This is a genomic window from Lolliginicoccus suaedae (assembly GCF_008312885.1).
In the GTDB taxonomy this organism is placed as follows: Bacteria; Actinomycetota; Actinomycetes; order Mycobacteriales; family Mycobacteriaceae; genus Lolliginicoccus; species Lolliginicoccus suaedae.
This window is the reverse complement of sequence record NZ_VSSO01000001.1, coordinates 190,206-216,699: the sequence shown is the minus strand read 5'-3', so window position 1 is coordinate 216,699 and position 26,494 is coordinate 190,206. Positions and strand designations below refer to the sequence as shown.

Genomic DNA, 26,494 nt, shown 5'->3' with positions numbered 1-26,494 from the left:
GCCATGGCTACTCGGGAGGGGTGGTCGATCGCTCGCAGGGGGATGTCCGGGCAGCGCGCTACAGTTCCTGGCTGGTGCCTGCATTGGCGTGGTGTCCGGCCTAGCGGCATGCTTGGATGCGACGGTCCTGGTCCGGCGGGATCCCGTGCTGTCCCCCGGGAGCACCAGCAAGCATTGAACCGCAGCAAGCAAGCAGCAGGAAACGGTCAGGAGTTCAGGGCATGGACGTTCTCGTCATCATGGTGTTCCTCGCGATCATCGCGGGCACCTCGTGGTGGGCGTGGCAGCAAGCCCGCGCGCGTGCCTTGCCGTCGGTGGCGCGCAGCGCGCTGGCCAACGTGGTGCGTGGTGCCGAAGCGCGCTTGCCGGAGGAGCCTCTCGATGCTCTCATCCACCGGATCGGCGAGCAGATCCTCCGCAAGTCCGAGCGGACGCTGAGCACCCGAGTGCTGCCCGAGAGCGTGGTGCTGATCGTGGCGCCCGAGCTAGCGAGCAGGATCACCAAGAACTGGGATTCATTCACCGACGATCTCGCGAACTATGTGCTGTCGTCCGCGGCCGATGAGGACTACATCACCGGCGATGTGCGGTTCACCCTCGCGGAGAACGAGCGGTTCCATCGTCGTCGTGTCGATACCATCCTGAACACCTCCTCGACTCCTGCCGGTGCCCGGGTCCGCCGTTCCTCGCCGCGCGCGGCCAGCGATGTCACCCAGGTTGTCGGGCGCGCGCAGTGGTTGATCGAGCCGCCGTCGGGCAAGGCGGTTCCGCTCACGGAGGGCCGTTCGTGGAAGGTCGGCGCCGGTGGCACGTGCGACATCATCATCAATGAGCCGATCGTCAGCCGCGAGCATGCCAGCATCACCGCGAAAGGTGATTCGCTGACGATCACCGATCTCTCCAGCACTAACGGCACCTGGCACGAGAAGCAGCGCCTGACCCGTCCGCTCACGATCACCAAGGACGCCACGATCGATCTGGCTGGTCGGGTCCCGGTCCGCATCGTCCATATCGCGGCGCTGTAGCGGGCCGACGATGATCAATAACTTCCTCGCCCACGCGGCCGTCCTCATCATCGCGCTGCCTCTTCTCGCGCACGTGGTCCTGCGCGAGCGTCCCCCGAAGGAAGCCTCGCGCGCCCCGGGGAATGCTCCGGCAGCGGGTCCGGGGCGCACAGCCAGCGCGAAGGGGTCCCCGTCAGCGGCGAAGACGACCGCAGGACCGAAGAGCGGTTCGAAGGCGGGCGCCAAAGCGGCGAAGGGGGCGAAAGCGCGGCGCTCGAGCAGCGACGGATCCGGCACCACACGAGTGCTGGGCTCGACGCCCGATGCGACGGATAGCGCCAAGAAGGGCCGTCCCGGCACCCCGAAGCGGGCGCGATGACCTCCACCACGGTCAACGATCCCGCGGCCACTCCTGCTCCGCGCTGGACCTGGCACGAGTCGCCGGTCGCGTCGACGTCCACCCGCGAGTGGCGGATGGCGTTGCTCGTGGCGGCGTCGAGCGGCCTGCTGGTGCTCACCGCCCTGGGCAGGCTCGGCTGGCCGCTGGGCCAGGGCATCCTGCTGCTCATCGCGGCCATCGTGGCACCGCTGCTGCTGACAGTAGCGGTGCGCGCGGCAATAGGGCCGCAGGTGTCGCTGGCGATGCCGTGGGCGGCGTGGTTCCTCACCTGTCTCGGCCTGGTCACCGGCTTCCGGCTGGCGCCGGGCAGCTTCATCACCACCATGCTGTGGCTGGGCCTCGCGATCACCGCGTTCGTCGTGTCCGCCCTGTTCACCAGCCGCTGGCACCCGCGGGTGTCCCGGCTGCACGCCACGGCGATCGCGGCTCTCGGCCTGGCGCTGATGGCGCTGCCGCTGGTGCCATCGCTGTCCTACGCCGTGGGCGAGGTGCGTGCCTGGATCCAGCTCGGCCCGTTCACCGCGCAGCCGGTCGAGTTCGCGCGCCCGCTCATCGTGATCTCGGTGGCGCTGCTGGCCCTGTCCACGGCGTCGTCGTTCCGCAAGGCCACCAAGCAGACCATCGCGATCACCGCGGTGCCATTGTTCGCGGCCGGGCTGCTCGCCCTGTACCTCGACGATCTGGGCCCGGCGCTAGCGATCTTCGCCGGTGGTGCCACGATCATCACCTTGTGCCTGCCCAAGATGCGCTACGCCCTGTGGCTGGCGGGGGCGGGTGCTGTGCTGCTCGGGCTGGTGTATCTCGTCTCGGGCAAGGTGCGCGACCGCGTCTCCGAGATCTGGGAGCCCGTGCTGCCCGATGGCAGCATCCGCCAGAACGGCATGGCGCAGATGGCCCTGTCGCGCGGCGGCTGGTTCGGCAGTGGATTCAACCGGGGCAATCCCACGGTGGTGCCGGTGGTGGAGAGCGATTATGTGCTCGCTGGCATCGGGGAGGAGCGCGGGTACGCCACCCTCCTGGTGATCGTCGCGCTGTTCCTGGTCATCAGCCTCGCCGGGTGGTACTCGGCGCTGCGTGCCCGCACGCTGGCGATGCGCCTGATCACCGCTGGCCTGACGGCAATGTTCAGCATCCAGGCGGCGTACGTGATCCTTGGCAATCTCGGCGTGGTGCCCATGACGGGAATGGTGACGCCGTTCCTGTCGAAGGGGGGCAGCGCGCTGATCGGCATGTGGTTCACGATCGGACTGATCGCCGGAGCTGGTTCACGGGCAGTCAATCTCAATGCGCCGCGCAGCGAGCGGGACCTCACCCGCCGCATCGCTCGCGTCACTCCGGGCATCCCGGCGTTCTGGGTGCTGGTCGTCGCGGGCACCGTCATTGCCACGGCGGTGGTGGATCCGCTGCCGGCGTCGCAGTTCGGTAGCTTCGTGCCGCTGGACAAGCGCAGCGACCTGCTGGCCCGCGATGGCCAGTTGCTGGCGAGCACGACCCACGATGCGAGCGGCACTAGCCGGATCGTTCATGGCGTGGCGGGGATGACCGATGACAATCAGCGCCTCATCAGTGTCGTGGACAATCGCATCCAGGAGTGGCCGAACTGCGGCAGTTGGTGGCGGTTGATGCTCGATCTTGATTGCCCGCCGCAGCCTGCGGTCTCCTCGCTCTCGCCGACGGTGCAGGCCGCTGCGCGCGATGCTCTTGGTGGGGTGTCGGGCGATGTCGTCGTCCTCGATACGGCGACGAGCTCGGTGCTCGCGGCATACTCGTCGCCCGACCCCTCGGGGCGCTGGGGCAATGGTCATCCGGCGCTCGCCGCGGACTCCGCGCCCGGCTCCACCTACAAGATCATCACAGCGGCCGCGGTGCTGGATGCTGGGCTGGACGGAGAGACCGAGGTCCGCTCCGAGTACACCCCGCCCGATGGCTTCGGCACGGTCCACAATCATGATCTCGGCCCGGCCGGCGGGTCCCTGGAGGAGGCGCTCGCCGAATCGTCCAACACGGCGTTCGCGGAGCTTGCCATCGAGATCGGTGCCGACCGGATCCGCGGCATGACCGAGGCGATGAGCGGCTGGGACAACGACGGCACCACGTTCGCCAGCAGGCCGGTCGCGCTCGGCGGCCTCGGCGATCCCGATGCGATCGCGCGTACCGGGTTCGGCCAGCAGGACGTGCGTGCTACCCCCCTCGCGATGGCGCATGCCGCAGCGATCGTGGCAACCGGCGGGACATCGAGCCCGCCCCGGTCGATCGTCGGCGCCTGCCGTGGCGATCGCTACGCCCCGACCGATGCACCGGCCCGCGAGCGTGTCATCGCGCCCGAGGCGGCGCAGCGCATCCGCGAGGGCATGGAGCTGTCCGTCACCAGCGGGAACGTGCCGGCCCTGCAGGGACTCACCGAGGACATCGCCGCCAAGACCGGCACCGCCGAGAACAGCAACGGCTTGTACGACGGCTGGATCGTCGCCATCGCCCCCGTCGAGGGCAGCAACATCGTCGTCGCGGTGCGTGTGCTCGCCGATACGGCGACGGGCACGGACCGGGGTGGCGCGAGCAGCGCCGGCCCGGTGGCTGCCGCGGTGCTGCGCGCCGCGATCGCGGACCGCGGCACCAGCATCAACCCCTGCGCGGGCAACTAGCCGATCATTCGCTGGATCGTTCCTCCAAGCCTCCGAGGGTGATGACGTACTCACTGGTGTCCTCGTCGAACCCGACGGTGTAGGTGGTGGGGAAGTATCCGTCGCGCGAGAAGACCCCGGGCTGCGGGATGTCCTTCTCGAGGGACGGCTTGCCGCGCAGCCAGTCGCGGGTGATCATCGGCTCGACGAACGTGAACTCGCCATTCCAGCTGCCCATGATGAGGGTGGACTCGAACACGTACTCGCCGGGGACGAGCCCCTCCCCGCCATCGAGCCAGTGCACCCCCATGTTGGGCACGCCCTGCATCTCGACCGGAGGCTCGGGCGGCACCACGTACCCGGCAGGCATATAGGGCTCGTCGGGCAGGTTCGCGGCCTTGGCGCCGAAATCCGGATCAGTAGGCACGATCGCGGCGACATCCGTCTCATCGATCATGTAGAAGTGCATGTCGAAGTGTGGCTTGTCGAACAGGCCGGGCGGCTCGTGGCCGCTGCTCGCCCAGTCGAGGGAGACATGGTCGAACATGGTGGAGTCGGCGCTCTCTGGAAGCTCGAGCGTCCAGACCGTGGGGGGCGCGTCCGGCTCATCGGGCAAACCGTCGAGCGCATCCTCGGTGAGCCGGATTCCCACCTCGCTGGGGTTGCCCTCGGCGTCAACGGTGACGAAGGCCGCGGCCTCCCCCTCGCCGACCGTGACGGCTGGCCCGCGCTCGAGGCTCGCCTCCGCTTGCTCAGTGACGACGGCGGTCGTTGTGCCGCTCGGTCCTGTGGTGGCGCTCGCAGCGCCCGGCTCGGTGTCGTCGCTGCCGCAGCTAGCAGCCAGGACGGCGAGGGTGATGCTGGTCGCGGCGAGCGACCGTCCACGCAGCACGGTGGTGGTCATGAGGGTGGTCCTTGTCCTACGGTGCGCGGCCTCGGCTGGTCGTGCTCCCACCGATAATCTTGCGCGCCTTTCGCACGGAATGTAAGAGCTTCCGGCTAGGTCAATTCCGGCTAGGTCGCGTCCCGTGCCCGGCCACGCTGCGACCACCAGGCGATCGCCCCCGCAAGGGCGACCAGCAGCGCGATGGCCAGCGGCGGCGAATAGGTGAACGCGCGCCACCAGGCAGTGAGGATCGCGATGCCGCCGAGCGAGTAGATCGCGGCCCACGCCGCGCAGCCGGCGAGCATGGCGATCAGGTAGCGGATGAACCGCATGCGGGTGGCACCGGCTGTGGCGTTCACAGCGGTCTGCAGGCCAATGGTGAAGAAGGATGCGGTGACAGCGGGGGGCCCGTAGCGATCGATGATGGCGCGGGACCGCTCGAGCCGGGGCTCGATGCGGGCGCCGAGCCGCGTCCGGTACAGCCCGGCTCCGAGCAGCCGCCCCAGCCAGTAGGTGGCCTGGGCGCGGAGGAACACGATGCCGAACAGGGCGAGGTAGACAACGACGAAGGGGTGCCCGGCGAGGAAGCCGTACTCCATGGTCCCCTCCCCTGGCACGTCCGTGGCTGGCAGTCGTCCCGATACTAGTGCGCCTGGCCACCGTGCGGGGATCGTCGATCAGGCGCAGCGCAGCCGGGCGCGCAGTGGTCTGCACTGTTAGCGTTTGCCCCAGGGTTTGTTGCTCGCCTAGGGAGGGTCATGCACCGAGGTCTAGCAGTGCGCGCGATGCTGGCGGGAGCCGTGGGGCTGCTCGCGGTCGCGGGAGCGGGTGGCGCGGCAGCGCAGTCGTCCGCCGAGGATTTCGAGTTCGATGGTGTCGAGGCGGTGTACCTGCTCGAGCGCGATGAGGAGGGCCGCGCTCGGATGCACGTCACCGAGACGCTGACCGCGGAGTTCCCGGACCGCGATCAGAACAAGGGCATCGTGCGGGGATTGCCCCGCAAGCACGACGGGCACCCACTGGGCACCGAGGTGGAATCGGTGACGCGCAACGGCGAGCCGGAGCCGATCTATTCGGAGACCAGCGAGGGCGACGAGCTGCTGGTCGCCACTGGCACGGATGACTTCCTGCGGGGCGAGCAGGTCTTCTCGATCGAGTACCGGATGCGCGATGTGATCGACGACGTCGGCGACGCGCAGGAATGGTATTGGGATGTGCTTCCCGCGGGATCGGCGCAGCCCTATGGGCCGGTGACGGTGACGCTGGAGCTCTCCCCGGAGGTAGCCGGGCTGTTCGACGGCCGCGCGCGCTGCCTGGAGGGCGCGGAGGGCTCGACGCGTGAATGCGAGGTGAGCATCGACGACGATGAGGTGCGCTTCACCTCGACGCGGCCGCTGGCCGAGGGCGAGGGCATGACCGTTGTGGCTGGATTCGCTGCGGGCGCCTTCGAGCCCTACACGGAGGGGGCGCTCGGCGTGGTCGCCTCCGTGCTCACGGGCGCGGCGGCGCTTCTCGCGGCGGGAGCCCTCGCCCTCGCGACCCGTGTGCGGGCCACGGTGGGCCGGTCCGTGCCACGCTCACGGGCGATCACCGCCTCCTACTCGGTGCCGCAGGGCCTGTCGATCCTGCGGATGGCCGCCATCCACGGGGGCACGATGGAAGCGCGCGCGGTGCCGGCGCAGATCGTCGATCTCGCCATCCGCGGCACCATCCGCCTTGTCGAGGTGGAGAGCGGCGCGGGCCACGAGTACCAGGCGGAGCTAGTGGATCCCACGGGCCTCGATGCTGACGAGCAGGAAATCGTCGATGCGTTGTTCCCCGCCGGCAGCACCGTCCACGAGCTCAGCGAGCCTAGCTCGAGCACCGCGAGCGCGATCACGGCACTGCAGCGCCGGATAAAGAGCGAGGTCGTCGCCGACGGCTACCGCCGGAAGGTGCCGGTGCCCCGGGGCGTGGTCGCCGGAGGCGCGGTGGCGCTCGGCAGCGCGGTGGCGGCGATCATCGCGCTGGCGATGCTGGGCCCGGATTGGCGGATCGCGGTGGCCATCGGCGCAGTGGTGGTTGCTTTGCCCGCGATCGTGCTGGCCTTCGACATCCGGCCCCTCACCGGCAAGGGCCGGCCCGTGGTGGACCAGCTCGAGGCGACGGCGAAGTACTTCGACTCGGTGGAGTCCTCGCGCACCAGCACGCACGGCACGACGGATCTTCCAGGCAGCGAGCTGCCGGTGATCGAGTTCCATGAGCGTGCCCTGCCGCAAGCGATGCTGTGCGGGGCCGCGAAGGACTGGGTGGAGCGCTTGTCCAGCACGTACGAGGAGGAGGGAGTCGCACCGTACTGGTTCGTCGGGCCCCGCCCCTTCAGCCCCATGGTCTTCATCGCGCTGCAGGGCGGGTTCGGGTCCACCGGGGCGCAGGCGGCCGGTGGGTCCGCGAGCGGGTTCAGCGGCGGCTCGGTCGGCGGTGGCGGGGGCGGCGGCTCCGTCGGCGGGCGCTAGACCAGTTGGAGGAGCGGCTGGATGCCAGCGACGGAGCGCAGCGGAGTCCGGGGATCGCTGTCGCCGAATTTTCCGAGGAAGTTGAGGAATCGCTGCAGGTGCGCGGCGATCTCCTCGTGGGTGTAGAGCTTCGGGTTCGCCTCGATGTCGAGGACCAAGGCGCTGTGCTGGTCATAGCGGATGGTCACGACTAGATCGTGGACGAGTCCGTCGGTGAGCGACTGGCTGACCGCGGTGGTGCCCTCGATCAGGATGGTGGGATCGGCGAGCGCGAGGTTGATCGTGGGGCCGAAGGCGTGCGCGTGGTCGCCGATCAGTCCGTGCTCGCGGATGATGTCATCGTTGCGGAAGCGCTGGTGCGCGATCGCTCCCGCGATGCGGTCGCGCGCTGCACGGATGGCTTCGGAGATGGTGGTGTCCTCGTTGATGCCGGTGCGCAGCGGAACGGTATTGCCCAGCGCGCTCGCTGAGCGCCGGATCGCGATGCGGGTGCGCGCGGGGACCGGGAACGTGAGGGTGGTGTCGCTGGTTCCGGTGATGCGGCTGAGGTAGCCGGCGAAGGCCGCCGTGATGATCGCGGTGGCGGTGCTGCTGGAGTACTGCGCGACCTCATCGAGCATCGAGGCAGTGCTCGCGGGGATCGCGGCGGATTCGCGGACTGTTGCCACGGACGCTGGCGCGGTGGTGCCGGCCAGGCTCGTTGCCTCGGTGGCACCGTCAAGGGTGGTGGACCAGTAGTCGTGGTCGCCGTCGTAGGCTGCCGAGCCACGGTAGGCATGGTCCTGCTCGACAAGGTCGGTGATGGGCAGGCCACGGAAGGGCGGGGCGGACCGATCGGCGAGCATGGCGTTGTGCACCTGCGCGACGCGGCGCAGGAAGAGCTGGCAGGACGCCGGATCGGCGATGATGCGATGAACCCTGGTGTACCAGATGTGCTGGCTCGGCCCGAGGACGAGCAGCGCGGCTTCGAGGAGCGGCCCGTGGAGCATGTCGACCGGGGTCGAGCGTTGCAGGCACATCCAGTCCTGCGCCGCGCCGGCGGGGTCGTCCTCGCCGGAGAGGTCGACGATCGCGAGGCCCGCGCCCCGGGGAGCGCTCGTGATCTGCTGGTAGGGCCAGCCATCATGCTCGGTGATGCGAGTCGTGGTGAGTCCGCACTCGGCGGCGGTCTGATCGATGGCGCGGCGCAGGATGCCGGCGTCGAGCGGGCCGTCGATGGTGACGTAGCGGGCCAGGCAATCCGGGATGCCGGGGTTCATGCGCTGCGCGAACCAGGCATTGGCCTGCGATGCGGTGAGCGGGATGCGCCCAGTCTCCATCGCTGCTTGGTCTCTCTGGCTCGCCTTGCTCATCTCAGTGTGTTCATCCATCTGGTCCCCCGGAACGTTACATGCGCGGTGTTGCCGTTACCGTGCATCCGTGGCCGAGCAGTGTCTCGGTTTGGTAACCCGCCTCGGCGGTGCTCGCATTCCTGGTTCCGTGGTCCCCTTCCCGTGCCCGGGTGATCTTGACCGCGCCCGGGTGACTCTTACCGTAGTGGATGTGGCCTTTGCTGACGATCGGTCAATTGGATGACGCCAATCCTCGGGGCACGCAGCGCCGATCCATGGTGTGGCGTTGTTCACGCATGGGTTACGGGAGCGAAACCTACTGTGACAATATGTCTCATCAACAGGGGTCTCACGCTTCGTGCCTGCCACGATCGCCCCGCCCAGCGACACCGTCACCCGGCCTGCCCGATCCGAAGGAGCCCACCCTCATGAGCGCCAGCCTCGATCTCCCCACGGCTCCCCCCACCGCTCCCGAGAAGTCCAGCGCCTTCGCGAGCAGGATCCCTACCGCCGCGCGCAATGCCTGGAACCTCACCCTCGGCGAGGGCCTCGAGCCCTACGCCCCCACGCCCTCGACGGTGATCCACGAGGCCCCGCACCGCACGCTCCGCAAGTACGACGTGCCTGCGGGCGGCAACCATGACGACCATCCCGTGCTGCTCGTCCCGCCGCTGGCCGTACCGATCTCCTGCTTCGACCTCCGCTCCGAGCAGAGCCTCGCCCAGCACCTCATCGACACCGGCCACGCGCCCTACGTCGTCGACTACGGCACCATCTCCTTCGCCGACCGCGACCTCGGGTTCGAGGAATGGATCGACGACATCATCCCCGCAGCCATCGAGCGCGTCTCCACCGAGCATGGCGGCAAGCCGATCGACGTAGTGGCCTGGTGCCTGGGCGGGACGATGACGCTGCTCTCCGCCGCCGCGCACCCCGAGCAGCCCATCCGCTCCATCGCCACCGTCGCCACCCCCATCGACTACGCGAAGCTGCCCAACCTCGTGCCGCTGCGCACCGCCGCCCGCTTCACCGGCGGACGCGTCACCACCTACGGCACCAAGCTCATGGGCGGCATGCCCTCCCCCTTCGTCAAGCTGACCTTCCGTGCCACCGCGTTCCAGCGGGAGCTGAAGAAGCCCTGGTTCATCGCCCGCAACCTCGGCAACACCGAGACCCTCGCCCGCATGGAATCCATCGAGCGGTTCATGAGCCAGATGCCCGGCTACCCCGGTCGGCTCTACCTGCAGCTGTGGCAGCGCATCATGCTCCGCAACGATCTCGCCAAGGGGCAGCTCATCCTCGGTGACCGGCGCATCGATCTCGGCCGCGTGGACAAGCCCGTGCTCGCGATCGCAGGCACAGGTGATGCCATCACCTCGGTTCCTGCTGCCCGCCACCTCGCGACGATCCTCACGGGCTCGCCCGGTGTGCGCTTCGAGACCGCGCCGGGCAGCCACCTCGGTGTGCTCACCGGCCCCGGAGCGCCCGAGCACACCTGGCCCCACATCGACGCCTTCCTCGCCGAGCAGCAAGCCACCGCCAACGCGTAGCCGTCCGGTTCCGCGACGCTGTTCACGGCCTTGTCGCCCGCGCGCCATCCCCTCCTTGGCTCCGTGTTGGCCCGTCCCGTCACGCTGGGCATGCCGGATACCCGGCATGGATCGGCTGGCCTAGCAAAGGACTCGGGGCATGGAATTCTCGCGGCGCGCGATGCTGCAGGGCGCACTGATCGGCACCTCCGTCCTGGGGGCATCGACCCTGGGCATCAGCGACACAGCAGGACTTGCGCGCGCCCAGTCGATCGGGCCGCTGCTCTCCCGCTCCCGGCCGCGCCTCACCCACGGCGTCGCTACCGGTGATCCCCGCGCGGACGGAGCGCTCGTGTGGGCGCGCAGCGACCGGCCCGCCCGCATGATCGTCGAGACTTCTGCCACCGAGGATTTCACCGCGCCCGCGCGCTACCTCGGCCCCATGCTCACCCCTGCCACCGACGGCACCGGCACCTTCCGGGTCCCGGGCCTGCCCGCGGGCACCGACGTGCACTACCGGGTGACGCTCGAGTCCGGCGGCGCACTGTCCGAGCCGGTCGCCGGTATTTTCCGCACGGCCCCGGCCAGGCCGAGCACCATCCGGCTCGCCTGGTCCGGTGATGTAGCCGGGCAGGGCTGGGGCATCAATACCGAGATGGGCGGCATGCGCGGCTTCGCCACCATCGCCGACCGCTCCCCCCATCTGTTCCTCCACTCCGGCGACTCGATCTACGCCGACAACCCGCTCGAGGAGACCGTCACGCTGCCCGATGGCCGCATCTGGCGCAACGAGCTGAGCGAGGCCAAGGCGCAGGCAGCCACCACGCTCGGGCAGTTCCGCGGCAACTACGCCTACAACCTCACCGAGGCGAACTACCGCCGGTTCAACGCCAGCGTCGCGCAGGTCGTGCAGTGGGACGACCACGAGGTCACCAACAACTGGTACCCCGGCGAGTCTCCCGAGATCGACGCGATGGCCCGTGCCGCCTGGCAAGCCTTCCATGAATGGCAGCCGATGCGACCGTCCGAGGCCGTCGACGGGCGCCTGTTCCGCGCCATCCCCTACGGCCCGCTGCTCGACGTGTTCGTCCTCGACATGCGCGCCTACAAGGACCCCAACACCAGCCACGCCCAGGACACCGGGCAGGTCCTCGGCCCGCGTCAGGCGCAATGGCTCATCGACTCGCTGCGCGCCTCCACGGCCCAGTGGAAGATCGTGTGCAACGACCTGCCCCTTGGCCTGATCGTTCCCGACGGCGACCACATCGAGGGCATAGCCAACGGGCGGCCAGGCTCCCCGGGCGGGCGCGAGTCCGAGCTCGCCCGCGTGCTCACCGCCATCCGCGACGTGCCCGGCGTGGTGTGGCTGACCGCCGACGTGCACTACACCGCCGCGCACCACTACTCCCCCGAGCGGGCCGCCTACCAGGATTTCAGCGAGTTCTGGGAATTCGTCACCGGGCCGCTCCACGCCGGGGGGTTCGGCCCCAACGAGCTCGACCCGACCTTCGGGCCGCGCGCCGAGTTCATCCACGCCCCCGAGACGCCGAACACCTCTCCGCTCGACGGGTACCAGCACTTCGGCGAGGTCATCATCGACGGCGAGACCCGCTCGCTGACGGTCAACCTCTGCGATACCTCCGGCGCTGTGCTCTACACCAAGGAACTATCCGCGCGGTAGAGTTCGGGCCGCGCGGTAGGGTTCGGGCTTGCGGCAGCAGCGCGCGCAGCGCGGCAGGAGCACCGCGGGAACGGAGGATCGTTGCGCACCGACGAGCATGCATCCGGCGAGCATCCCGACGATGAGCCGCTGACCGAGACCACGCGGCCCGATGAGCGCTTCACCCTCGCCAGCGAGCGCACCTTCCTGGCCTGGATCCGCACCTCGCTCGGCCTCATGGTCGCTGGCATCGCCCTCATCCATGTCGTTCCCGAGTTCGCCAACGAGACCATCCGCAGCCTCATCGGCGGCTCGCTGGTCGTGCTCGCCGGCGCCGCGGCCGCCGCGGGCCTGGGTCGCTGGTTCGCCGTCGAGAAGGCGCTGCGCACTGGCTCCGACATGCCGGGCAGCAGGCATCTCGTCGCATTGACCACAGTGGTCGTGCTCGTCTCCGCCATCGCGGTGATCGCCATCATCGCCGACGCCCTCTCCGCCTGACCATGCCCGGATCCGCAGGAGGCGCACCAGAGCAACCAGGCGCCGCGGACTCGATCGCGCTCGCGCAGCGCGTCGTCGCCCTCCTCGAATCGGGGGCCCGGCAATCGACCTACAAGCTCGCCACGCTGCTCGCCCTGGTCGATGAGGCCGTCGAGAACCCGGTCCCCACCACTGCCGAGCTCGCGGTCCCCGTGCCCCACCTCGCGCAGCGCGTGATCGCCTACTACTGGCCGCAGGTGCAGCCCTACACCGCCAGCGGTCCCCTCCGGCAGGGCTGGCCCCAGGGATCCGCGAAAGGTCCCGGCGGGGGCATGCCGCGCATCCCCCGGCTGATCGCGGAGGCCCGCGCCGCGCTCCGCGCGGAAGGGCACTCCACCGCCGACCACGCGCGCGAGTCCGGGTCCGCGGTGTACGAGCACCTCGTTCGCGATGTCGCCCACCAGCTCGCCCGCAACCCGCTCACCTACCTCCAGACTCCCGTCCGGGTGCCGCAGGGCGCGAGCACGGACTTCCTCTTCGATGCCAGTGGCTTCCACAACTCCATCAGCCGCGCTGCCCTCTATGCTCACGGCCCGCTCGTCCTGCGGCCCGGAGTGGCGGCCGCGCTCCGCGAATGCGCTCCCCTGCTGCGCCCCGTCATCGAGATGACCTGGATCGCCGACATCGTGCGGTTCAACGCCACCGACCTCGACCACGACGATCTCGCCGGCTTCCTCTTCGGCGCCGACCGCTCCTCGCTCATCCGCCTGCACGACCCCCTGCGCGACATCCAGCACGGCCGCTGCTTCTACTGCGCTGCCCCGCTGCGGGCCACGCCGCACGTCGACCACGTCCTGCCCTGGTCGCGGATACCGCTGGACGGCACCGCGAACCTCGTGCTCACCGATGCGCGCTGCAACAGCAACAAGCTCGCGATGCTCCCCGTGCGCGACCACCATGAGCGGGCCATCGGGCGCCCCGATCCGCTGCTGCGCGAGCTCTCCGCGGCGTCAGGCCTGCCCGTCCTGCTCGACCGCACCACCGCCGCCGGGATCGGCATCTACACCACGATCCCCACCGGGACTTTGCTGTGGCGGGGCCGCGATTCCTACGAGATCCACCAACGGCGGCGCGGCACGGACTAGGGGCCGGACTAGCTAGCCCGCCACCGGCACGGCAGCATCACTGACCGCATCGAGGATCACGCCGTGCTCGAAGCCGCCCCGCTCGGCGCGCTTCTGCGCCGCGGCGAGCTCGAGCTCGAGCCTTCCATGGCCATGCTGGGCGAGCAGCGAGAGCAGCACCTCGTACAGGTCCGCAGCCTCGTCGAGCACGTCCTCGGGCGCGGCGGCGGTCAGCTCGGAGCACTCCTCGCCCAGCTTGCTCAGCAAGGCCACGCGCCGGTCCTCGCCATCGACCACATGCACCAGGGGATCCCGTCCCGAGGCTCTGATGATGTGCGGGATGTGGTCGCGTACCAGCTTGCTCATGTCCACGATTTCTACCCGACGATGCGCTCGGCTGGACCAGAACGCCAAAGTTGGCCCCCGGCGGAAGGTTCCGTGGGGGCCGCGCTGCGGGCGGCGCGCGCACCGGCAGAGCGGTATTGTCATCCCAGCAAGCCGACAGACCAGGGAGGGACGAGCACGATGGCCGATGATCAGCGCGCCACCCATCCCGGCGTCCCCGGCACCGAGCGCGCGGCGCCCACTGCGCGCGACATCCGGCGCTGGCGCCGCTACCTCGCCAATGAGCGCGCCGAGGCCGCGGTGTACATGGATCTCGCCGAGCGCCGTACCGGCGAGGAACGGGAGATCCTCCTTGCGCTCGCCCACGCGGAGGGCCGCCACGAGGCGCACTGGCGGCGTCTCCTCGGCGACCACGTCGGCATGCCCCTGCGCGGCGATGTCCGCACCCGCATGCTCGGGTTCCTCGCCCGCCGCTTCGGCTCGGTGTTCGTGCTCGCCCTCGTCCAGCGCGCCGAGAAGCGATCGCCCTACGCCTCCGATACCGACGCCACCAGCGCGATGACCGCGGACGAGCACATCCACGAGGAGGTCGTGCGCGCCCTCGCCACCCGGGGCCGCAACCGCCTCTCCGGGACCTTTCGCGCCGCCGTGTTCGGCGCCAACGACGGGCTCGTCTCGAACCTCGCGCTCATCCTCGGCTTCGCCGGAAGCGGCGTGGGCAATGAGGTCATCCTCCTCGCTGGCGCGGCCGGCCTGCTCGCGGGCGCGATGTCCATGGCAGCGGGCGAGTACATCTCGGTGCGGTCGCAGCGGGAGCTGCTCGAAGCGTCCACCCCTAGCCCCCACACCCGCGACGCAGTGCCTGACCTGGACGTCAACGAGAACGAGCTGGCACTGGTCTACCGCGCGCGGGGCATGTCCCCGGCGGAGGCGGAGCAGCGCGCCACCGACGTCCTCGCGGGGCTGCGCACCGATGACACGGACGGGCAGCCCGCCACTGATGCGCACGAGAACATCGGCACCGCGATGCGGGCCGCGCTCGCGAGCTTCGGGTTCTTCGCCTCCGGCGCGATCATCCCCGTGATTCCCTACGCGATCGGCATCGAGGGCTTCGCGGCCCTGGTCACCGCATGCGTGCTCGTGGGCATCGCGCTCATCGCCACGGGTGTGGTGGTGGGCCTGCTCTCCGGTGGCCCGCCGGCCAAGCGAGGCGCCCGCCAGCTGGCGATCGGGTTCGGTGCCGCAGCGGTGACGTATCTACTCGGCCTCGCGTTCGGCACCACCATCGGCTGACCCGTCGTCCGCGCGGCGCTCGTTGGCAACCAGTTCCTCGAGCAGCTCGACGGTCGCGTCGGCGGCGATGCGAAACGGCTCGAGCACCACCTCGATGCCTGCCCCAGCGAGATCGACCGCGTCGCGCTCATTGTGCGCGGTCACCACGATGCGCCCCGCATAGGCATGATGGCGCAGGCCATGCAGCAACGCCCGGTTCACGTCAGCCACCGGCACGGTGCTGATGACCGCGCGCGCGGACTCGAGCGGCAACGCCTCCAGGAAGTGGACGTCCTCCGCGCACCCGAATACCACCTGCATGCCATGCCGGTGCCGGTGCTTCACGCGATAGGGGTCGCAATCCACCGCGAGCACCCGCCACCCATCGGTCGTCAGCCGGTCCGCTATCCGGCCACCGAAGCGACCGAGGCCGTAGAGGATCACATCGCATGGCGGCCGATCCTGCGCAGGGCGGTGCGCCCGGCCCTGCGTGCGATCGAACCGCTCGAGCCACGGCCCGATCCGCTGGAAGATCTGGTGCGAGTACAGGATCAGGTACGTCGAGCCACCGATGGTGATCAGGCCGACCACCGTGATCAGGCTGACCGTGGCGTTGGTGATATGGCCGAGGCTCAGCCCGAGCGCGGCAAGGATCAGGGAGAACTCCGAGATCTGCGCGACGGTCAGGCCCGCGAGGAACCCCACCCGCACCGGATAGCGCATCAACGCCATGATCACCAGCACGATCAGCGGGTTGCCCACCAGCACGAAGACCGACAGGACGATCGCCTCGGAGATCTGCTCGCCCGCGTCGGTGAATTCCAGCTGCGCGCCGAGCGCGAGGAAGAAGAACAGCAGCAGGAAGTCCCGCAGGCTGACCAGGCGGGCTCCTAGCGCGTCACGATATGGCGTGGAGGCCAGCGACATGCCCGCGAGGAAGGCGCCCACCTCGGAGCTGAAGCCCAGCCAATCACTGACCGCCGCGACGGACACCGCGTACGCGACGCCGAACAGCACCAGCAGCTCCTGCGATCGCGCCACCGTGTGCAGCAGCCGGGGCAGCACCAGCTTCATCAGCAGCACCACGCCAACGACCAGTGCGACGCCCTTCGCGAAGACCGTGAAGATATCGGCGCGCATCGAGCCACTCGATTCCTGCCCGAACGCGGTCAGCACGATCATCACGGCCACGACGACGATGTCCTGCACGATGAGGAACCCCACCGCGATGCGACCGTGCAGGTGGTCGATCTCGCGCTTGTCGGACAGCAGCTTGACGATGATGATCGTGGACGAGAAGGTCAGGGCCACGGCCACATACAGAGCGGTCACCACGTCCATGCCCAGCAGCCGCGCGATCCCGAAGCCGATGATCGAGGTGAACGCGACCTGCCCGAGCCCGGTCGCCAGCGCGACCGGGCCGGTACTTCGGATCAGATGGATATCCAGCCGGAGCCCCACCAGGAACAGCAGGATCGCGATGCCCAGGTGGGCCAGCAGCTCGATGGTGCCATCGGTGGTCACCCAGCCCAGGCCCACTGGACCAACGAGGATGCCGACACCGATGAACGCCACGATGAGAGGCTGCTTGAGCCACACAGCGAGCAATGCAGCACCAGCGGCCACGGCAAGGATCCCGGCGATGAGGGGAAAGTCATGGACCTGCATCGGCGCATCCATCCGTGGACGAGTCCTGCCTGTTCTCTACCTTCTCACAGGCGCTTGTCCGGGGGAAAGGGCGCGCGAGGCCTACTCGGGGGCCGCGGGAGGCGCTTCCCCCGGCACTGAACCAGCCGGAACGAGCCGCACTGGAATCTCCGGGAAGCCGCCCGACGTGTCGATCCGCTGGGGAGCACCACCCTCGAGCACCAATGGCGAGCGGTGCGCCACGCTCACGCTGGTGATGTCGTAGCACTGCGGCGCGAGAGCGAGCACGATGTGCCCGGTCGCGGTAGCCGGGGCTGTCGTGTAGGGCGCGCCGCCAGCGGGATCGCACGGCGCTAGCTGCAGGCTGGCACCGGGGACCACGGCTCCGGTTCGCGCGTCGAGCACCTTCAGCGACCCGGCCCGCCATCCGTCGCCGAGCCCGCCGGGGCCATCGAAGAACCTGATCTCCGCAGGCGCGTGCTCGCCCGAGCCATCGACCACCACCTGGCGCATTCCCTCGGGCACCGGGTAGGCATTGTCGGGCAGCGCACCGAGCGTGAAGTGATAGCAGCCCAGCGGGCCGTCGAGGATCAGCTGGCCCGAGTCGTCGGTCGTGCCGGTGATCGTGGTGATCGGCTCGACGGGCTCGGGGCTGCTCGGGGAATCGCAGGCCTCGAACACGTGGGCGTGTACCTCGACGCCGCCGAGCGGGGAGCCGCTCAGCGTGCGGGCGACGACGTCGAGCTCCCCTTGCTCCGGGGCTCCAGCGAGATGACGGCCATCCGGCTGCCCGGGCTCGGGCTCGGCTGGCGGGGCCTCGACGCCTTCCGCGGGCTCGGCGGGAAGCTGGGGCTCCACTACGGGATCGGCAGGCTCCGGGGCTGGCTCTGGCTCCTGATCCGGGGCTGGCTCCGGCTGGACAGCGGGCGCGCCAGGCTCGGGAGCGGGCGGGGCTGGTGGCTCTGGTTCAGGCTGGGGCGCCACCGGAGCGGGCGGGGCTGGAGCGGGTGCCACTGGAGCTGGCGCGGGCGCAGGAGGCCCGTCCAGGATCAGGATGGGTGGCGGCTCGGCCACCACGCGTGCCGGGACGCTCGGGGGCACGTCCGCAGCGGACGGGGTCTCGCCTGCCTGAGTCTCGCCGGCTTGGGCCCCCTCGTCCTGGGTCCGCTCAGGAAGGACGCCGCTCTGCTGGGAGTCATCGGCCACGGGGTCAGCCGTCCGCTCAGCGGTGGAGCCGAGGGGCAGGGGACGGTAGTTGTACACCATCTCGGAGTCGGGTGATCCGCACGCGGCAGCCAGGGCGGCGCCCCCGGCCACGAGCGCGAGGGGCAGGCCGCGCCAGGCCGGGCGCCCCGGCGAGCGCATTGTGTTGTCGCCCACGCTGATCACTCCCCTGCTGGCGTTGCTGCGTCTGTTGATATTTCACTCTCCCAGCAGCGGGAATGCACGCATCCAGGAGCCGTGCCGCGCAAACGAACCTGGATCGTGACAGCACTGTTACCGGCCATTCCCGGTGCGCGACCGCAACAGGTTCTCCTACGCTGTGGGGGACGAATCCTTTATTGCTCAACCTGCGAGGTACCTGTCTTGACGCCATCGTTCGTTCCTCGCGGTGCCCGGATGCTTGCCCGCACCGCCGATGCAGTGCTCGAGGGCACTGTGGTGGGGAGCTTCTCGTCGCTGGGACTGTCCGCGCGCCGGGCGCTGCCGGAATGGCCGGGCGATCCCGAGCTGCACGCGCTGCGCGACAAGACTGTTCTCGTGACCGGCGCCGGGTCCGGGATCGGTGCCGAGTGCGCCCGGCAGCTCGCGATGCTCGGTGCCCGGGTCCTGCTCGGTGTGCGAACGCCGAGCAAGGGCACCGAGACCGCTTCGTGGATCCGCGGTTCGGTGCCCGGTGCCGACGTCGATATCGTCGACATCGACGTCGCTGATCTGTCCTCGGTGCGTCGCGCGGCACGCCATGTGCTCTCCGTCGAGCCCCGGCTGGATGTTGTCATCCACAACGCGGGCGTGCTGCCGAAGGAGCGCGAGCTCACCACTGACGGCCATGAGGTGACCCTTGCGACGCACGTCCTCGGTCCGCTGCTGCTGTCAGAGCTGCTGCGCCCAGCGCTTCGGGCCTCCGGCACCAGCCGCGTCGTCTTCGTCTCTTCCGGCGGCATGTACACCCAGGGGCTCGCCGTGGATGATCCCGAGTACGCGCAGGGCGAGTACAAGGGCGCGGTGGCGTATGCCCGCACCAAGCGCATGCAGGTGTCGCTGGTGCCGCTGCTCGCGCACCGGTGGGCGGTCGATGGCATCGCGGTGCATGCCATGCACCCTGGTTGGGCGAACACCCCGGGCGTGGTCGATGCGCTCCCGGGGTTCCACCGCTTGATGCGTCCCCTGCTGCGCGATGCACGGGCCGGGGCCGACACGATCGTGTGGCTCGCGGCCGCGGCCCCCGCTCCGGAGTCCGGGCACTTCTGGCACGATCGCCATCAGCGTTCCCCGTTCCGGCTACCCGGCACCAAGCACGATGAGCATGACGTGATGCGGCTGTGGGAGTTCTGCCGTGGCGTGCTCGACCTGCCGGTGCGCTAGCGGCTCAGCAGGTTCCGGGTCCTGGGTAGTCCTGGTTGATCAGGATCCCATACTCGAAGGAATTGCCCTCGGGGGTGAATCGGGTGATTCCCGCTGGCGCGCATGGGGCGGTGGTTCCTGCGACGCCCACCGCGTCGTAGCAGGTGTTGGCAAGTTCCAGCTCAATGATGCCGGAGTCATCGGAAGGCGGCGTGATGAGGTCGATTCCGCTGGTGTCGCATCGCTGCAGCCGTATCCCTAGGCCATCGATCGGATCATTGGTTTCGAGGTCGGTGACGCGCAGGGTGGTGTCCACGACATTCTCGGGGAGCCGGGCTGGGCCGTCGTAGAACTCGATGGGCACGGTCAGCGTGTCGTTGTCACCCGCTATCTCGCCGCCGAAGAGGCCCGATGGCACGGGCAGGTGGGCGGTGGGAGCTTCTGTCAGCGTGACGCTGTAGCAGCCAGGCGCGAGGCCCTCGATGGTCATCACGCCGTCGGATCCCGTTCCGCCACGGGCGGCGAACCGTGGGTTGAGGTCTGCACCGGGGCCATCGGAGTAGCACGCATCCATGGCGGAGACGGTGAATTTGGCGCCCGGCACAGGCGCGCCACTGGTTGTGGTCGCGGCGACCACGAGCTGGCCGCTGGCTGGATCGCTCGTGCTGGGTGACGCGGTTGGCTCGCTCGGTGCGGTCGCGGGAGCAGTCGTCGGAGCCTGCTCGCCTGGCTCCTGGGCTCCAGGTCGTAGCGGCTCGGCTTCTGGCGAGCCTGCCGCTGAGGATTCGTCAGGCGTCGGGGCCGGTGTTTCGAGAGACGTTCCGGCGATGGGCTCGGTGGTGGTGCCGCACGCGGTGGCGAGAGCGAGCCCGGGGGCGAGGATGGCAATGGCGAACGGATGGACGGAGCGCAACGGTCCCTCTTTCTCGATGACGGCATCTTCACCTGGTCATCGCGCCCCACTGGTGATCTTGTTAGCGGTAGCGCATGATCCGCGCCATTTGTTCACCCAACCGTGACCTGACTCACCCCGTGCCCACCAGGATCACTGCCGCTCGAGGCGGGCGAGCGCCTTGCGGAGCCCACGGCGCGCGGACTCCGCGAGCTCGGGAATGCTGAGGGCGTACTCGATCCTGGATGAGGTGATCCCGGCAGCGGCGAGACTGCCGGGAGGCGCGGTGAGCATGCGGAATACCTCGGCGACGGCGACACCGTGCGCGGCCCGGGCGTGCGGGACCAGTGGTCCGCTGGTGGGCACGATCGCGGGCTGGAGCACGCGGGCGTAGAACCCGCACCGGCCGGTGTCGATCATGCGGACTATGACGGCCTTGTCCCCGGCGTGCATGCCGAGCTTGTAGCAGGGCTCGCGGGGCTGGCTGATCTGGATGATCGCATCGCTCCAGGACCAAATGTCGCCGATGCAGGCAGTGTCCTCGCTGATGCCAGTGATCGTGAGGTTCTCGCCGACCCCGCCCTCGCGGAGCGGGTAGCCGTCAGCTCGCCACGCGGGGTAATGCTGGGCCGGGTAGAGGTAGATGGCCTTGTCCGGGCCGCCGTGCACCGCGGTGTCGGCCTGCTCGTCGCCGTCGAGGTTGTGCGGGCGCAGCCCGATGGTGGCGCTGTCCACAGGACGCTTGCTGATGGCGCTGCGCACGTCCTTGCCGCCCAATGTGCCGAGCACTGCGGGGCGCCCGACGCGGACGGCGACGATGCGCGGGAGCCGCGGGCTGGCGGGCTGCGCTGGTCGGTTTTCCACGAGTGCCTGGCCTAGGGGGAGGTCTGGAAGTCAGCGAGCGCGAGCCCGGAACCGGTCAGGGTGACGTCCACGCCCTCCTCGGTGACCGTGACTGAAGTAGCAGTGAGGCCGTCGGGCAGGGCTCCCACCGATTGGCTCGCGCCGCCCTTGATGGCATCGGTGATGGCCTCCGGCAGAGGCAGCCCAAGGATCTCGGCGTTGCCGAGGTCGATGACGACGTTGCCATCCTCGATCCGTGGCGTGGCGTCGACGGTAGCGGTGCCGCGCATGAGCTCGACGACGAGCGCCTCCCGCGCGGGCTGCGGGACCACCCCGTCGATGGTGATGCTCACGCCGGGGAGGATGGAGACGTCGCCGCCGTCCTTCTCCTGGATCGCCTGGAAGATGGTTTCCGCGGTGATGCGCGCGATGACGGTGACGTCACCCGCGACGGGGTTGTCCCGGTCGGTGATATCGATATCGCCGAGCTCGATGGTCAGCGCGGAACCACGCAGGTCGCCGGTGCCGATGGTGCCGCTGTCGATCGACAAGGACTCGATGCGGTCGTTCATCAGCGCGGGCAGCAGGGGTTGCATGCCGAACGAAGTGCTGGGCTCGGATTGCCAGGACTCCCCGAGCGGTTCCCGGATCTCCCCGCCGACTATGAAGCGTGTGACGATCTCTGCTGCCCCCGCGATGATCGCGAGAAGCACGAGGAGCGTGACGACGGCCTTGAGCAGCCCGCGCATGCGTGTTCCTTCCTGTTTCCAGTGGTGTGGCGTGAGGCCGGTAGCTATCGAGCGGGCACGGCTAGCGCTGCGGCCGCTCGGCAAGCACGGCGGTGAGCGTGTCGGGCCGGTCGGTGACGATGCCATCGAGACCGAGGTCGAGCAGTCGATGCATCTCCGCCGCGTCGTTGATGGTCCACGCATGAACTTCGATGCCCAGGTCGTGGCAGAGATCGACGAATCGTTGATCGACCACTGTCCGGCCCCGATAGATCAGCGGCACCTGGGCCATGTGCCCCCACGCCACCTTGCGGAGCAGGCCCAGGGGTGGTCGCAGCGGCGCCAGCCGCGAGCCTGCCCAGACCGCAGCGACGCCGAGCCTGGTGAGCGCGGCAGCGGGCAGCTCGCCACCCCGGGAGAACAGCCGGCGCAACCGGTGCAGCCTCCGCGTGGAGAACGACGCGATGCTGACACGATGCCGCGCGCCAGCCTCGTCGATGGTCGCGACGAAGGGCTCGACCGCGGCGTCGGACTTGATATCGATGTTGAACCGGGCGGTGGGCAGTTCCCGAAGGGCCGCATCGAGGCGCGTGACGGCCTCCCGGCCATGGACGCGCACGTCGGCGAGCTCGGACCAGGCAAGGTCGCGCACCGAGCCCTGCGACCCCGTGACGCGGGCAAGGGTGTCGTCGTGGTGGACGATCACCACGCCGTCGCTGGTCGCGTGCACATCGATCTCGATGTACCGGTAGCCGTGGTCGGTGGCGGCGCGCATGGCGGCCAGGGTGTTCTCCAGCCCGTCCCATTCACCGATGTGCCAGCCACGGTGGGCGAAGGCACGCGGCCGCGGCAGTTCCAGGTAGCGCGCCGCGGGCGTGCTGGGGTGGTTCTGGCGGTGCGGTCTCATGCCGTCCAGTGTGCCGGTGCGGAGCGGTCGGCGCGATCAGTGGCCGGGGTTAACGCCGACCTCACATGGTTTTCACAGTTGGTGGCCGGTTCGAATCGCGACCGTGACACCACGCGTATACATTTCAGCAATGTCCAACATCGCAGAGTTCGCCGATGCGCTCGAGTCCGCGCTCGGCACAGTCTCCGGCTACGTGTGGGGCCCGTGGCTGCTGATCCCCCTGCTGCTCGGCACCGGCCTGTACCTGACCATCCGCCTCGGCGGCCTGCAGTTCCGGAAGCTGGGCCCGGCGCTGCGGCTCGCGCTGATCGAGCGGCATGACGAGGGCGGCACCGGGGACATCTCCCAGTACCAGGCCTTGACCACCGCGCTGGCCGCCACGGTGGGCGTCGGCAACATCGTGGGCGTGGCCGCAGCCATCGGCCTCGGCGGTCCGGGTGCCCTGTTCTGGATGTGGGTGACCGCGCTGGTCGGCATGGCGAGCAAGTACTCGGAGGCTTTCCTCGGCGTGCGCTTCCGGGTGACCGACGCCAAGGGCGAGCAGTCCGGCGGCCCGCAGTACTACCTGTTCCGCGGCATCCCCAACCGCTTCGGGCTCGTGCTCAGCCTGCTGTTCGCGGTGTTCGCGGTGCTCGCGTCGTTCGGCATCGGCAACATGACGCAGAGCAACGCGGTGGCCGCCCAGATGGACAACGCGTTCGGTATCTCGCCGCAGGTCACGGGCCTGGTGCTGTTCGTGCTGACCGGGCTGGTCCTGATCGGCGGCATCAAGGCCATCGGCCGGGTCACCGCAGCGTTCGTGCCGATGATGATCGTGCTGTACCTAGCCTGCGGCACATTGATCCTGGTGCTCAACGCGAGCGCGATCCCGGGGGCGTTCGGGATGATCTTCTCGGAGGCGTTCACCGGGCAGTCCGCCATGGGCGGCCTCCTCGGCTCCGCCTTCCTCTACGCGCTGCAGCTCGGCGTGGCTCGTGGCATCTTCTCCAATGAGTCGGGCATGGGCTCGGCAGCCATCGCGGCCGCGGCGGCCAAGACGACGCATCCCGTGCGCCAGGGCCTGGTCTCGATGACGCAGACCTTCATCGACACGATCATCGTGGTGACATTCACCGGACTGGTGCTGATCACCACTGGCGTGTGGGAGGGCGACCGCGAAGCTTCTGGCACCATGACCGCTGATGCGTTCGATGCGGGCCTCCCCGGCGAGTGGGGCCACTACGTCGTGGCTCTGAGCATCGCGTTCTTCGCTTTCTCGACCATTCTGGGATGGTCGTACTATGGCGAGCGTTGCGTGGAGCGACTCGTGGGCCGCCGGGGCGTCGCTCCTTATCGGGCGATATTCACGGTGATGGTCTTCGTGGGCGCGGTATCCCAGCTAACGCTCGTATGGACATTCGCCGATGTGCTGAATGGATTGATGGCCATTCCGAACCTCATCGGCCTGCTGGTGCTCTCCGGTCTCGTCGCGCGCGAGACGAGGCATTACCTGGCCAACGATCCGGAGCTGCGCGCGAGCGCGCGGGAGGTCGATGCATTCATGGTTGGTGCCCGGAAATAGTTTCGCGGTGAAATAACTGCACCGGGTGTGACAAAACTAAACCCCACGTCACAGCTATTTGCGCTAGGGCGTGGGGTTTGTCACCAAAGGGTGCAAACCGCACAGTCATTGTCGTAGCTTTAACCCTCGTGACCGAGGAACCACCACACCAGCCCAGCGCACGCCGCACCGAGCGCCAGCCACCCCGATCGGCGGGCCGGAGCGAGGTCGACGAGCAGCCCGACACCCAGCCGCTCACGATCTCCGACTACGCCCAGATCTTTGGCACGCCCGGCGCCCCGAACGGCTACGATCCCGATACCGGTCGCCCCTACTCCGACCGGGGCAACCTCGCTGTCGGCGTGCTCAATCTCCTGATTCCTGGCGCCGGGCGCCTCTACTCCGGCCACTACATCATCGGCCTCCTCCAGCTCATCCTCGCGCTGCTCACCTGCGGGCTCGGCCACGCGTGGAGCCTCATCGATGGCATCGTCATCCTCGTCAACGGCGGCGCCGACGCCTCCGGCAGGCCGTTGCGCCCATAGCGGAAAACCACATCCTCACCGCCCTTCTCCCCCATCGCCCCGGTAGCGTGGTCGCATGGCGGACTCCTCCTCGGCACACACCACGCGATGCCTCGTCACCGGCGCCACTGGCTACATCGGCGGCCGCCTCGCACCCCGACTGATCGAGCAGGGAAACGCTGTGCGCGTCCTCGCCCGAACGCCCGAGAAGCTCCGCGACGTGCCCTGGGCGCGCGAGGCCGAGATCGTCCAGGGCGACCTCACCGACATCCACAGCCTCGAAGAGGCATGCCAGGGCATCGATGTCATCTACTACCTCGTCCACTCGATGGGTGGCGACAAGCGCTTCGCCGACACCGAGCGCCAGTCCGCGCTCAATCTCGTGCACGCCGCCGAGGCAGCAGGGGTTCAGCGCATCATCTACCTCGGTGGCCTGCATCCCAGCAGCGACGACCTCTCCCCCCACTTGCGCTCCCGCGCCGAGGTCGGCGACATCCTGCTCGGTTCCACCGTCCCCACCATCGTCCTGCAGGCCGGTGTGGTCATCGGATCGGGCTCCGCGTCCTTCGAGATGATCCGCCACCTCACCGATCGGCTGCCCGTCATGGTCACCCCGAAATGGGTGAAGAACCGCATCCAGCCGATCGCGGTCCGCGACGCGTTGCACTACCTGCTCGCGCTCGCTGACCTGAGCACCGCGGCCGGCGAGAATCGTACGTTCGATATCGGCGGGCCCGACGTGATGCAGTACGGGGAGATGATGCAGACCTACGGGGAGATCGCCGGTCTCCCCCGCCGCCGCATGATCGTCGTACCCGTCCTCACCCCACGCCTCGCCGGGCACTGGATCAACCTGGTGACCCCGGTTCCCAAGGCGTTGGCGATGCCACTGATCGAATCGCTCCAATGCGAGGCGATCGCCCACGAGAGCGACATCAAGGACTTCGTGCCGCCCCCCGCCGAGGGCCTCACTCCCTATCGCCGTGCCGTGCGGCTCGCGTTGCAACGCATCGACGATGGCGATGTCGAGACCCGCTGGTCCAATGCTTCCGTGCCCGACGCTCCCGCGGACAAGCTGCCTTCTGATCCGGACTGGTCGGGCGAGACCGTCTACACCGACATCCGCCGCCAGGAGTGCTCGGCACCGCCCGAGAAGCTCTGGGAAGTCGTCGAGGGCATCGGCGGCGAGAACGGCTGGTACTCGTTCCCCCTCGCGTGGTCGGTCCGCGGCTGGATGGACCGCCTGGTCGGTGGTGTTGGCCTGCGCCGGGGCCGGCGCGATGCCCGCCATCTCTACAAGGGGGAAGCCCTGGACTGGTGGCGGGTCGAGGAGATCGAGCCGCCCCGGCTGCTGCGGCTGCGCGCCGAGATGAAGGTGCCCGGGGGCGCGTGGCTGGAGATGCGCGTCCACCCCTCCGGAACTGGCTCGCAGCTCGATCAACGTGCCGTGTTCTTCCCCAAGGGACTGTTCGGGCGTCTCTACTGGTACTCGATCCTGCCGTTCCACGGGGTGATCTTCAGCGGCATGGTCAAGAACATGACGCGCACCGCGGAGCGCTCGACCTAGGGGCCTGGGGCTGGCTGGGCCCGAGCTGGCGGGGCCTGGTGCCGGCGCCTGGCCGCGTTGCGCCAAAGCGCTAGGCCGTGCGCCAAACGCACCTGAAATCGACAGACGCGATAGAAACTGCCTGGGTGCACCCACGG

At 69.1% G+C, this 26,494-nt stretch carries 23 protein-coding genes; 13 read left to right on the top strand and 10 right to left on the bottom strand.

What is annotated here, in order from left to right:
- Positions 1-221: 221 nt before the first annotated feature.
- The 3 genes from FXO18_RS00965 to FXO18_RS00955 are packed head-to-tail and all read left to right on the top strand — an operon-like array spanning position 222 to position 4,046.
- Positions 222-1,025 (top strand): FHA domain-containing protein, encoded by an 804-nt coding sequence (locus FXO18_RS00965; RefSeq protein WP_187774119.1) that lies wholly within the window; start codon positions 222-224, stop codon positions 1,023-1,025.
- 10 nt (positions 1,026-1,035) lie between these two features.
- A complete protein-coding gene (locus tag FXO18_RS00960) occupies positions 1,036-1,383 on the top strand; it encodes a hypothetical protein (RefSeq protein WP_149359202.1) in 348 nt (115 codons plus the stop codon).
- Positions 1,380-4,046, top strand: coding sequence for an FtsW/RodA/SpoVE family cell cycle protein (locus FXO18_RS00955; RefSeq protein ID WP_149359201.1), 2,667 nt, complete (start codon positions 1,380-1,382; stop codon positions 4,044-4,046). The genes FXO18_RS00960 and FXO18_RS00955 overlap by 4 nt, the downstream gene beginning before the upstream one ends.
- 4 nt (positions 4,047-4,050) lie before the next feature.
- Here FXO18_RS00955 and FXO18_RS00950 read toward each other — a convergent pair whose 3' ends face one another.
- Together FXO18_RS00950 and FXO18_RS00945 are read right to left on the bottom strand one after the other, a co-directional pair.
- Positions 4,051-4,929: a DUF5602 domain-containing protein gene (locus FXO18_RS00950; RefSeq protein ID WP_149359200.1), complete on the bottom strand. Its 879-nt coding sequence runs from the start codon at positions 4,927-4,929 to the stop codon at positions 4,051-4,053.
- Positions 4,930-5,039: 110 nt separating this feature from the next.
- Positions 5,040-5,510: a DedA family protein gene (locus FXO18_RS00945; protein ID WP_149359199.1), complete on the bottom strand. Its 471-nt coding sequence runs from the start codon at positions 5,508-5,510 to the stop codon at positions 5,040-5,042.
- 159 nt (positions 5,511-5,669) lie between these two features.
- Here FXO18_RS00945 and FXO18_RS00940 point away from each other — a divergent pair, with 159 nt between their 5' ends.
- Entirely contained in the window at positions 5,670-7,406 is a 1,737-nt protein-coding gene (locus tag FXO18_RS00940) for a DUF2207 domain-containing protein (RefSeq protein WP_149359198.1), read from the top strand.
- Here the strand turns inward: FXO18_RS00940 and FXO18_RS00935 are convergent.
- Positions 7,403-8,758 carry a condensation domain-containing protein gene (locus tag FXO18_RS00935; protein WP_187774118.1) on the bottom strand — a complete coding sequence of 452 codons (1,356 nt, stop codon included), beginning with the start codon at positions 8,756-8,758 and terminating at the stop codon, positions 7,403-7,405. The genes FXO18_RS00940 and FXO18_RS00935 overlap by 4 nt on opposite strands.
- Positions 8,759-9,165: 407 nt before the next feature.
- Between FXO18_RS00935 and FXO18_RS00930 the strand changes: the two genes are divergently transcribed.
- The 4 genes from FXO18_RS00930 to FXO18_RS00915 all read left to right on the top strand — a co-directional run bounded on the left by FXO18_RS00930 (position 9,166) and on the right by FXO18_RS00915 (position 13,548).
- Entirely contained in the window at positions 9,166-10,287 is a 1,122-nt protein-coding gene (locus tag FXO18_RS00930) for an alpha/beta fold hydrolase (RefSeq protein ID WP_149359196.1), read from the top strand.
- A 139-nt stretch (positions 10,288-10,426) separates the two neighbouring features.
- Positions 10,427-11,947: an alkaline phosphatase D family protein gene (locus FXO18_RS00925; RefSeq protein WP_149359195.1), complete on the top strand. Its 1,521-nt coding sequence runs from the start codon at positions 10,427-10,429 to the stop codon at positions 11,945-11,947.
- Between the two features lie 81 nt (positions 11,948-12,028).
- Positions 12,029-12,424 carry a YidH family protein gene (locus tag FXO18_RS00920; RefSeq protein WP_235900369.1) on the top strand — a complete coding sequence of 132 codons (396 nt, stop codon included), beginning with the start codon at positions 12,029-12,031 and terminating at the stop codon, positions 12,422-12,424.
- A 2-nt stretch (positions 12,425-12,426) separates the two neighbouring features.
- Complete coding sequence (locus tag FXO18_RS00915) at positions 12,427-13,548, top strand: HNH endonuclease (protein WP_235900368.1); 1,122 nt, start codon at positions 12,427-12,429, stop codon at positions 13,546-13,548.
- Between the two features lie 12 nt (positions 13,549-13,560).
- On the opposite strand, the gene FXO18_RS00910 is transcribed toward FXO18_RS00915, so the two are convergent.
- Entirely contained in the window at positions 13,561-13,893 is a 333-nt protein-coding gene (locus tag FXO18_RS00910; RefSeq protein ID WP_149359194.1) for a nucleoside triphosphate pyrophosphohydrolase, read from the bottom strand.
- 159 nt (positions 13,894-14,052) lie between these two features.
- Between FXO18_RS00910 and FXO18_RS00905 the strand changes: the two genes are divergently transcribed.
- Positions 14,053-15,165 carry a VIT1/CCC1 transporter family protein gene (locus tag FXO18_RS00905; RefSeq protein ID WP_149359193.1) on the top strand — a complete coding sequence of 371 codons (1,113 nt, stop codon included), beginning with the start codon at positions 14,053-14,055 and terminating at the stop codon, positions 15,163-15,165.
- Here the strand turns inward: FXO18_RS00905 and FXO18_RS00900 are convergent.
- Entirely contained in the window at positions 15,130-16,824 is a 1,695-nt protein-coding gene (locus FXO18_RS00900) for a cation:proton antiporter (protein WP_328593298.1), read from the bottom strand. The two genes, FXO18_RS00905 and FXO18_RS00900, sit on opposite strands and share 36 nt — an antisense overlap.
- A 69-nt stretch (positions 16,825-16,893) precedes the next feature.
- The gene (locus FXO18_RS00895) at positions 16,894-18,171 is read right to left on the bottom strand and encodes a hypothetical protein (protein WP_149359191.1); all 1,278 of its coding nucleotides are present in this window, start codon (positions 18,169-18,171) and stop codon (positions 16,894-16,896) included.
- A 207-nt stretch (positions 18,172-18,378) separates the two neighbouring features.
- Between FXO18_RS00895 and FXO18_RS00890 the strand changes: the two genes are divergently transcribed.
- Positions 18,379-19,377 carry an SDR family NAD(P)-dependent oxidoreductase gene (locus FXO18_RS00890; RefSeq protein ID WP_235900367.1) on the top strand — a complete coding sequence of 333 codons (999 nt, stop codon included), beginning with the start codon at positions 18,379-18,381 and terminating at the stop codon, positions 19,375-19,377.
- A 4-nt stretch (positions 19,378-19,381) separates the two neighbouring features.
- Here the strand turns inward: FXO18_RS00890 and FXO18_RS00885 are convergent, their stop codons facing one another.
- From FXO18_RS00885 to FXO18_RS00870, 4 genes are all read right to left on the bottom strand, one after another.
- Positions 19,382-20,269, bottom strand: a complete 888-nt coding sequence (locus FXO18_RS00885; RefSeq protein ID WP_149359190.1) for a prealbumin-like fold domain-containing protein — start codon at positions 20,267-20,269, stop codon at positions 19,382-19,384.
- 132 nt (positions 20,270-20,401) lie between these two features.
- The gene (locus tag FXO18_RS00880) at positions 20,402-21,112 is read right to left on the bottom strand and encodes an MOSC domain-containing protein (protein WP_223114411.1); all 711 of its coding nucleotides are present in this window, start codon (positions 21,110-21,112) and stop codon (positions 20,402-20,404) included.
- 11 nt (positions 21,113-21,123) lie between these two features.
- Positions 21,124-21,840: an LmeA family phospholipid-binding protein gene (locus FXO18_RS00875; protein WP_187774117.1), complete on the bottom strand. Its 717-nt coding sequence runs from the start codon at positions 21,838-21,840 to the stop codon at positions 21,124-21,126.
- A 61-nt stretch (positions 21,841-21,901) separates the two neighbouring features.
- Complete coding sequence (locus tag FXO18_RS00870) at positions 21,902-22,726, bottom strand: glycerophosphodiester phosphodiesterase family protein (protein ID WP_149359188.1); 825 nt, start codon at positions 22,724-22,726, stop codon at positions 21,902-21,904.
- A gap of 130 nt (positions 22,727-22,856) precedes the next feature.
- On the opposite strand from FXO18_RS00870, the gene FXO18_RS00865 reads away from it, so the two are divergent.
- From FXO18_RS00865 to FXO18_RS00855, 3 genes are all read left to right on the top strand, one after another.
- On the top strand, positions 22,857-24,287 hold the full coding sequence (locus FXO18_RS00865; protein WP_149359187.1) for an alanine/glycine:cation symporter family protein: 1,431 nt from the start codon (positions 22,857-22,859) through the stop codon (positions 24,285-24,287).
- 128 nt (positions 24,288-24,415) lie between these two features.
- Positions 24,416-24,811 carry a hypothetical protein gene (locus FXO18_RS00860; protein ID WP_223114403.1) on the top strand — a complete coding sequence of 132 codons (396 nt, stop codon included), beginning with the start codon at positions 24,416-24,418 and terminating at the stop codon, positions 24,809-24,811.
- 55 nt (positions 24,812-24,866) lie between these two features.
- Positions 24,867-26,357: an SDR family oxidoreductase gene (locus FXO18_RS00855; RefSeq protein WP_149359186.1), complete on the top strand. Its 1,491-nt coding sequence runs from the start codon at positions 24,867-24,869 to the stop codon at positions 26,355-26,357.
- The last annotated feature ends 137 nt before the right edge of the window (positions 26,358-26,494 follow it).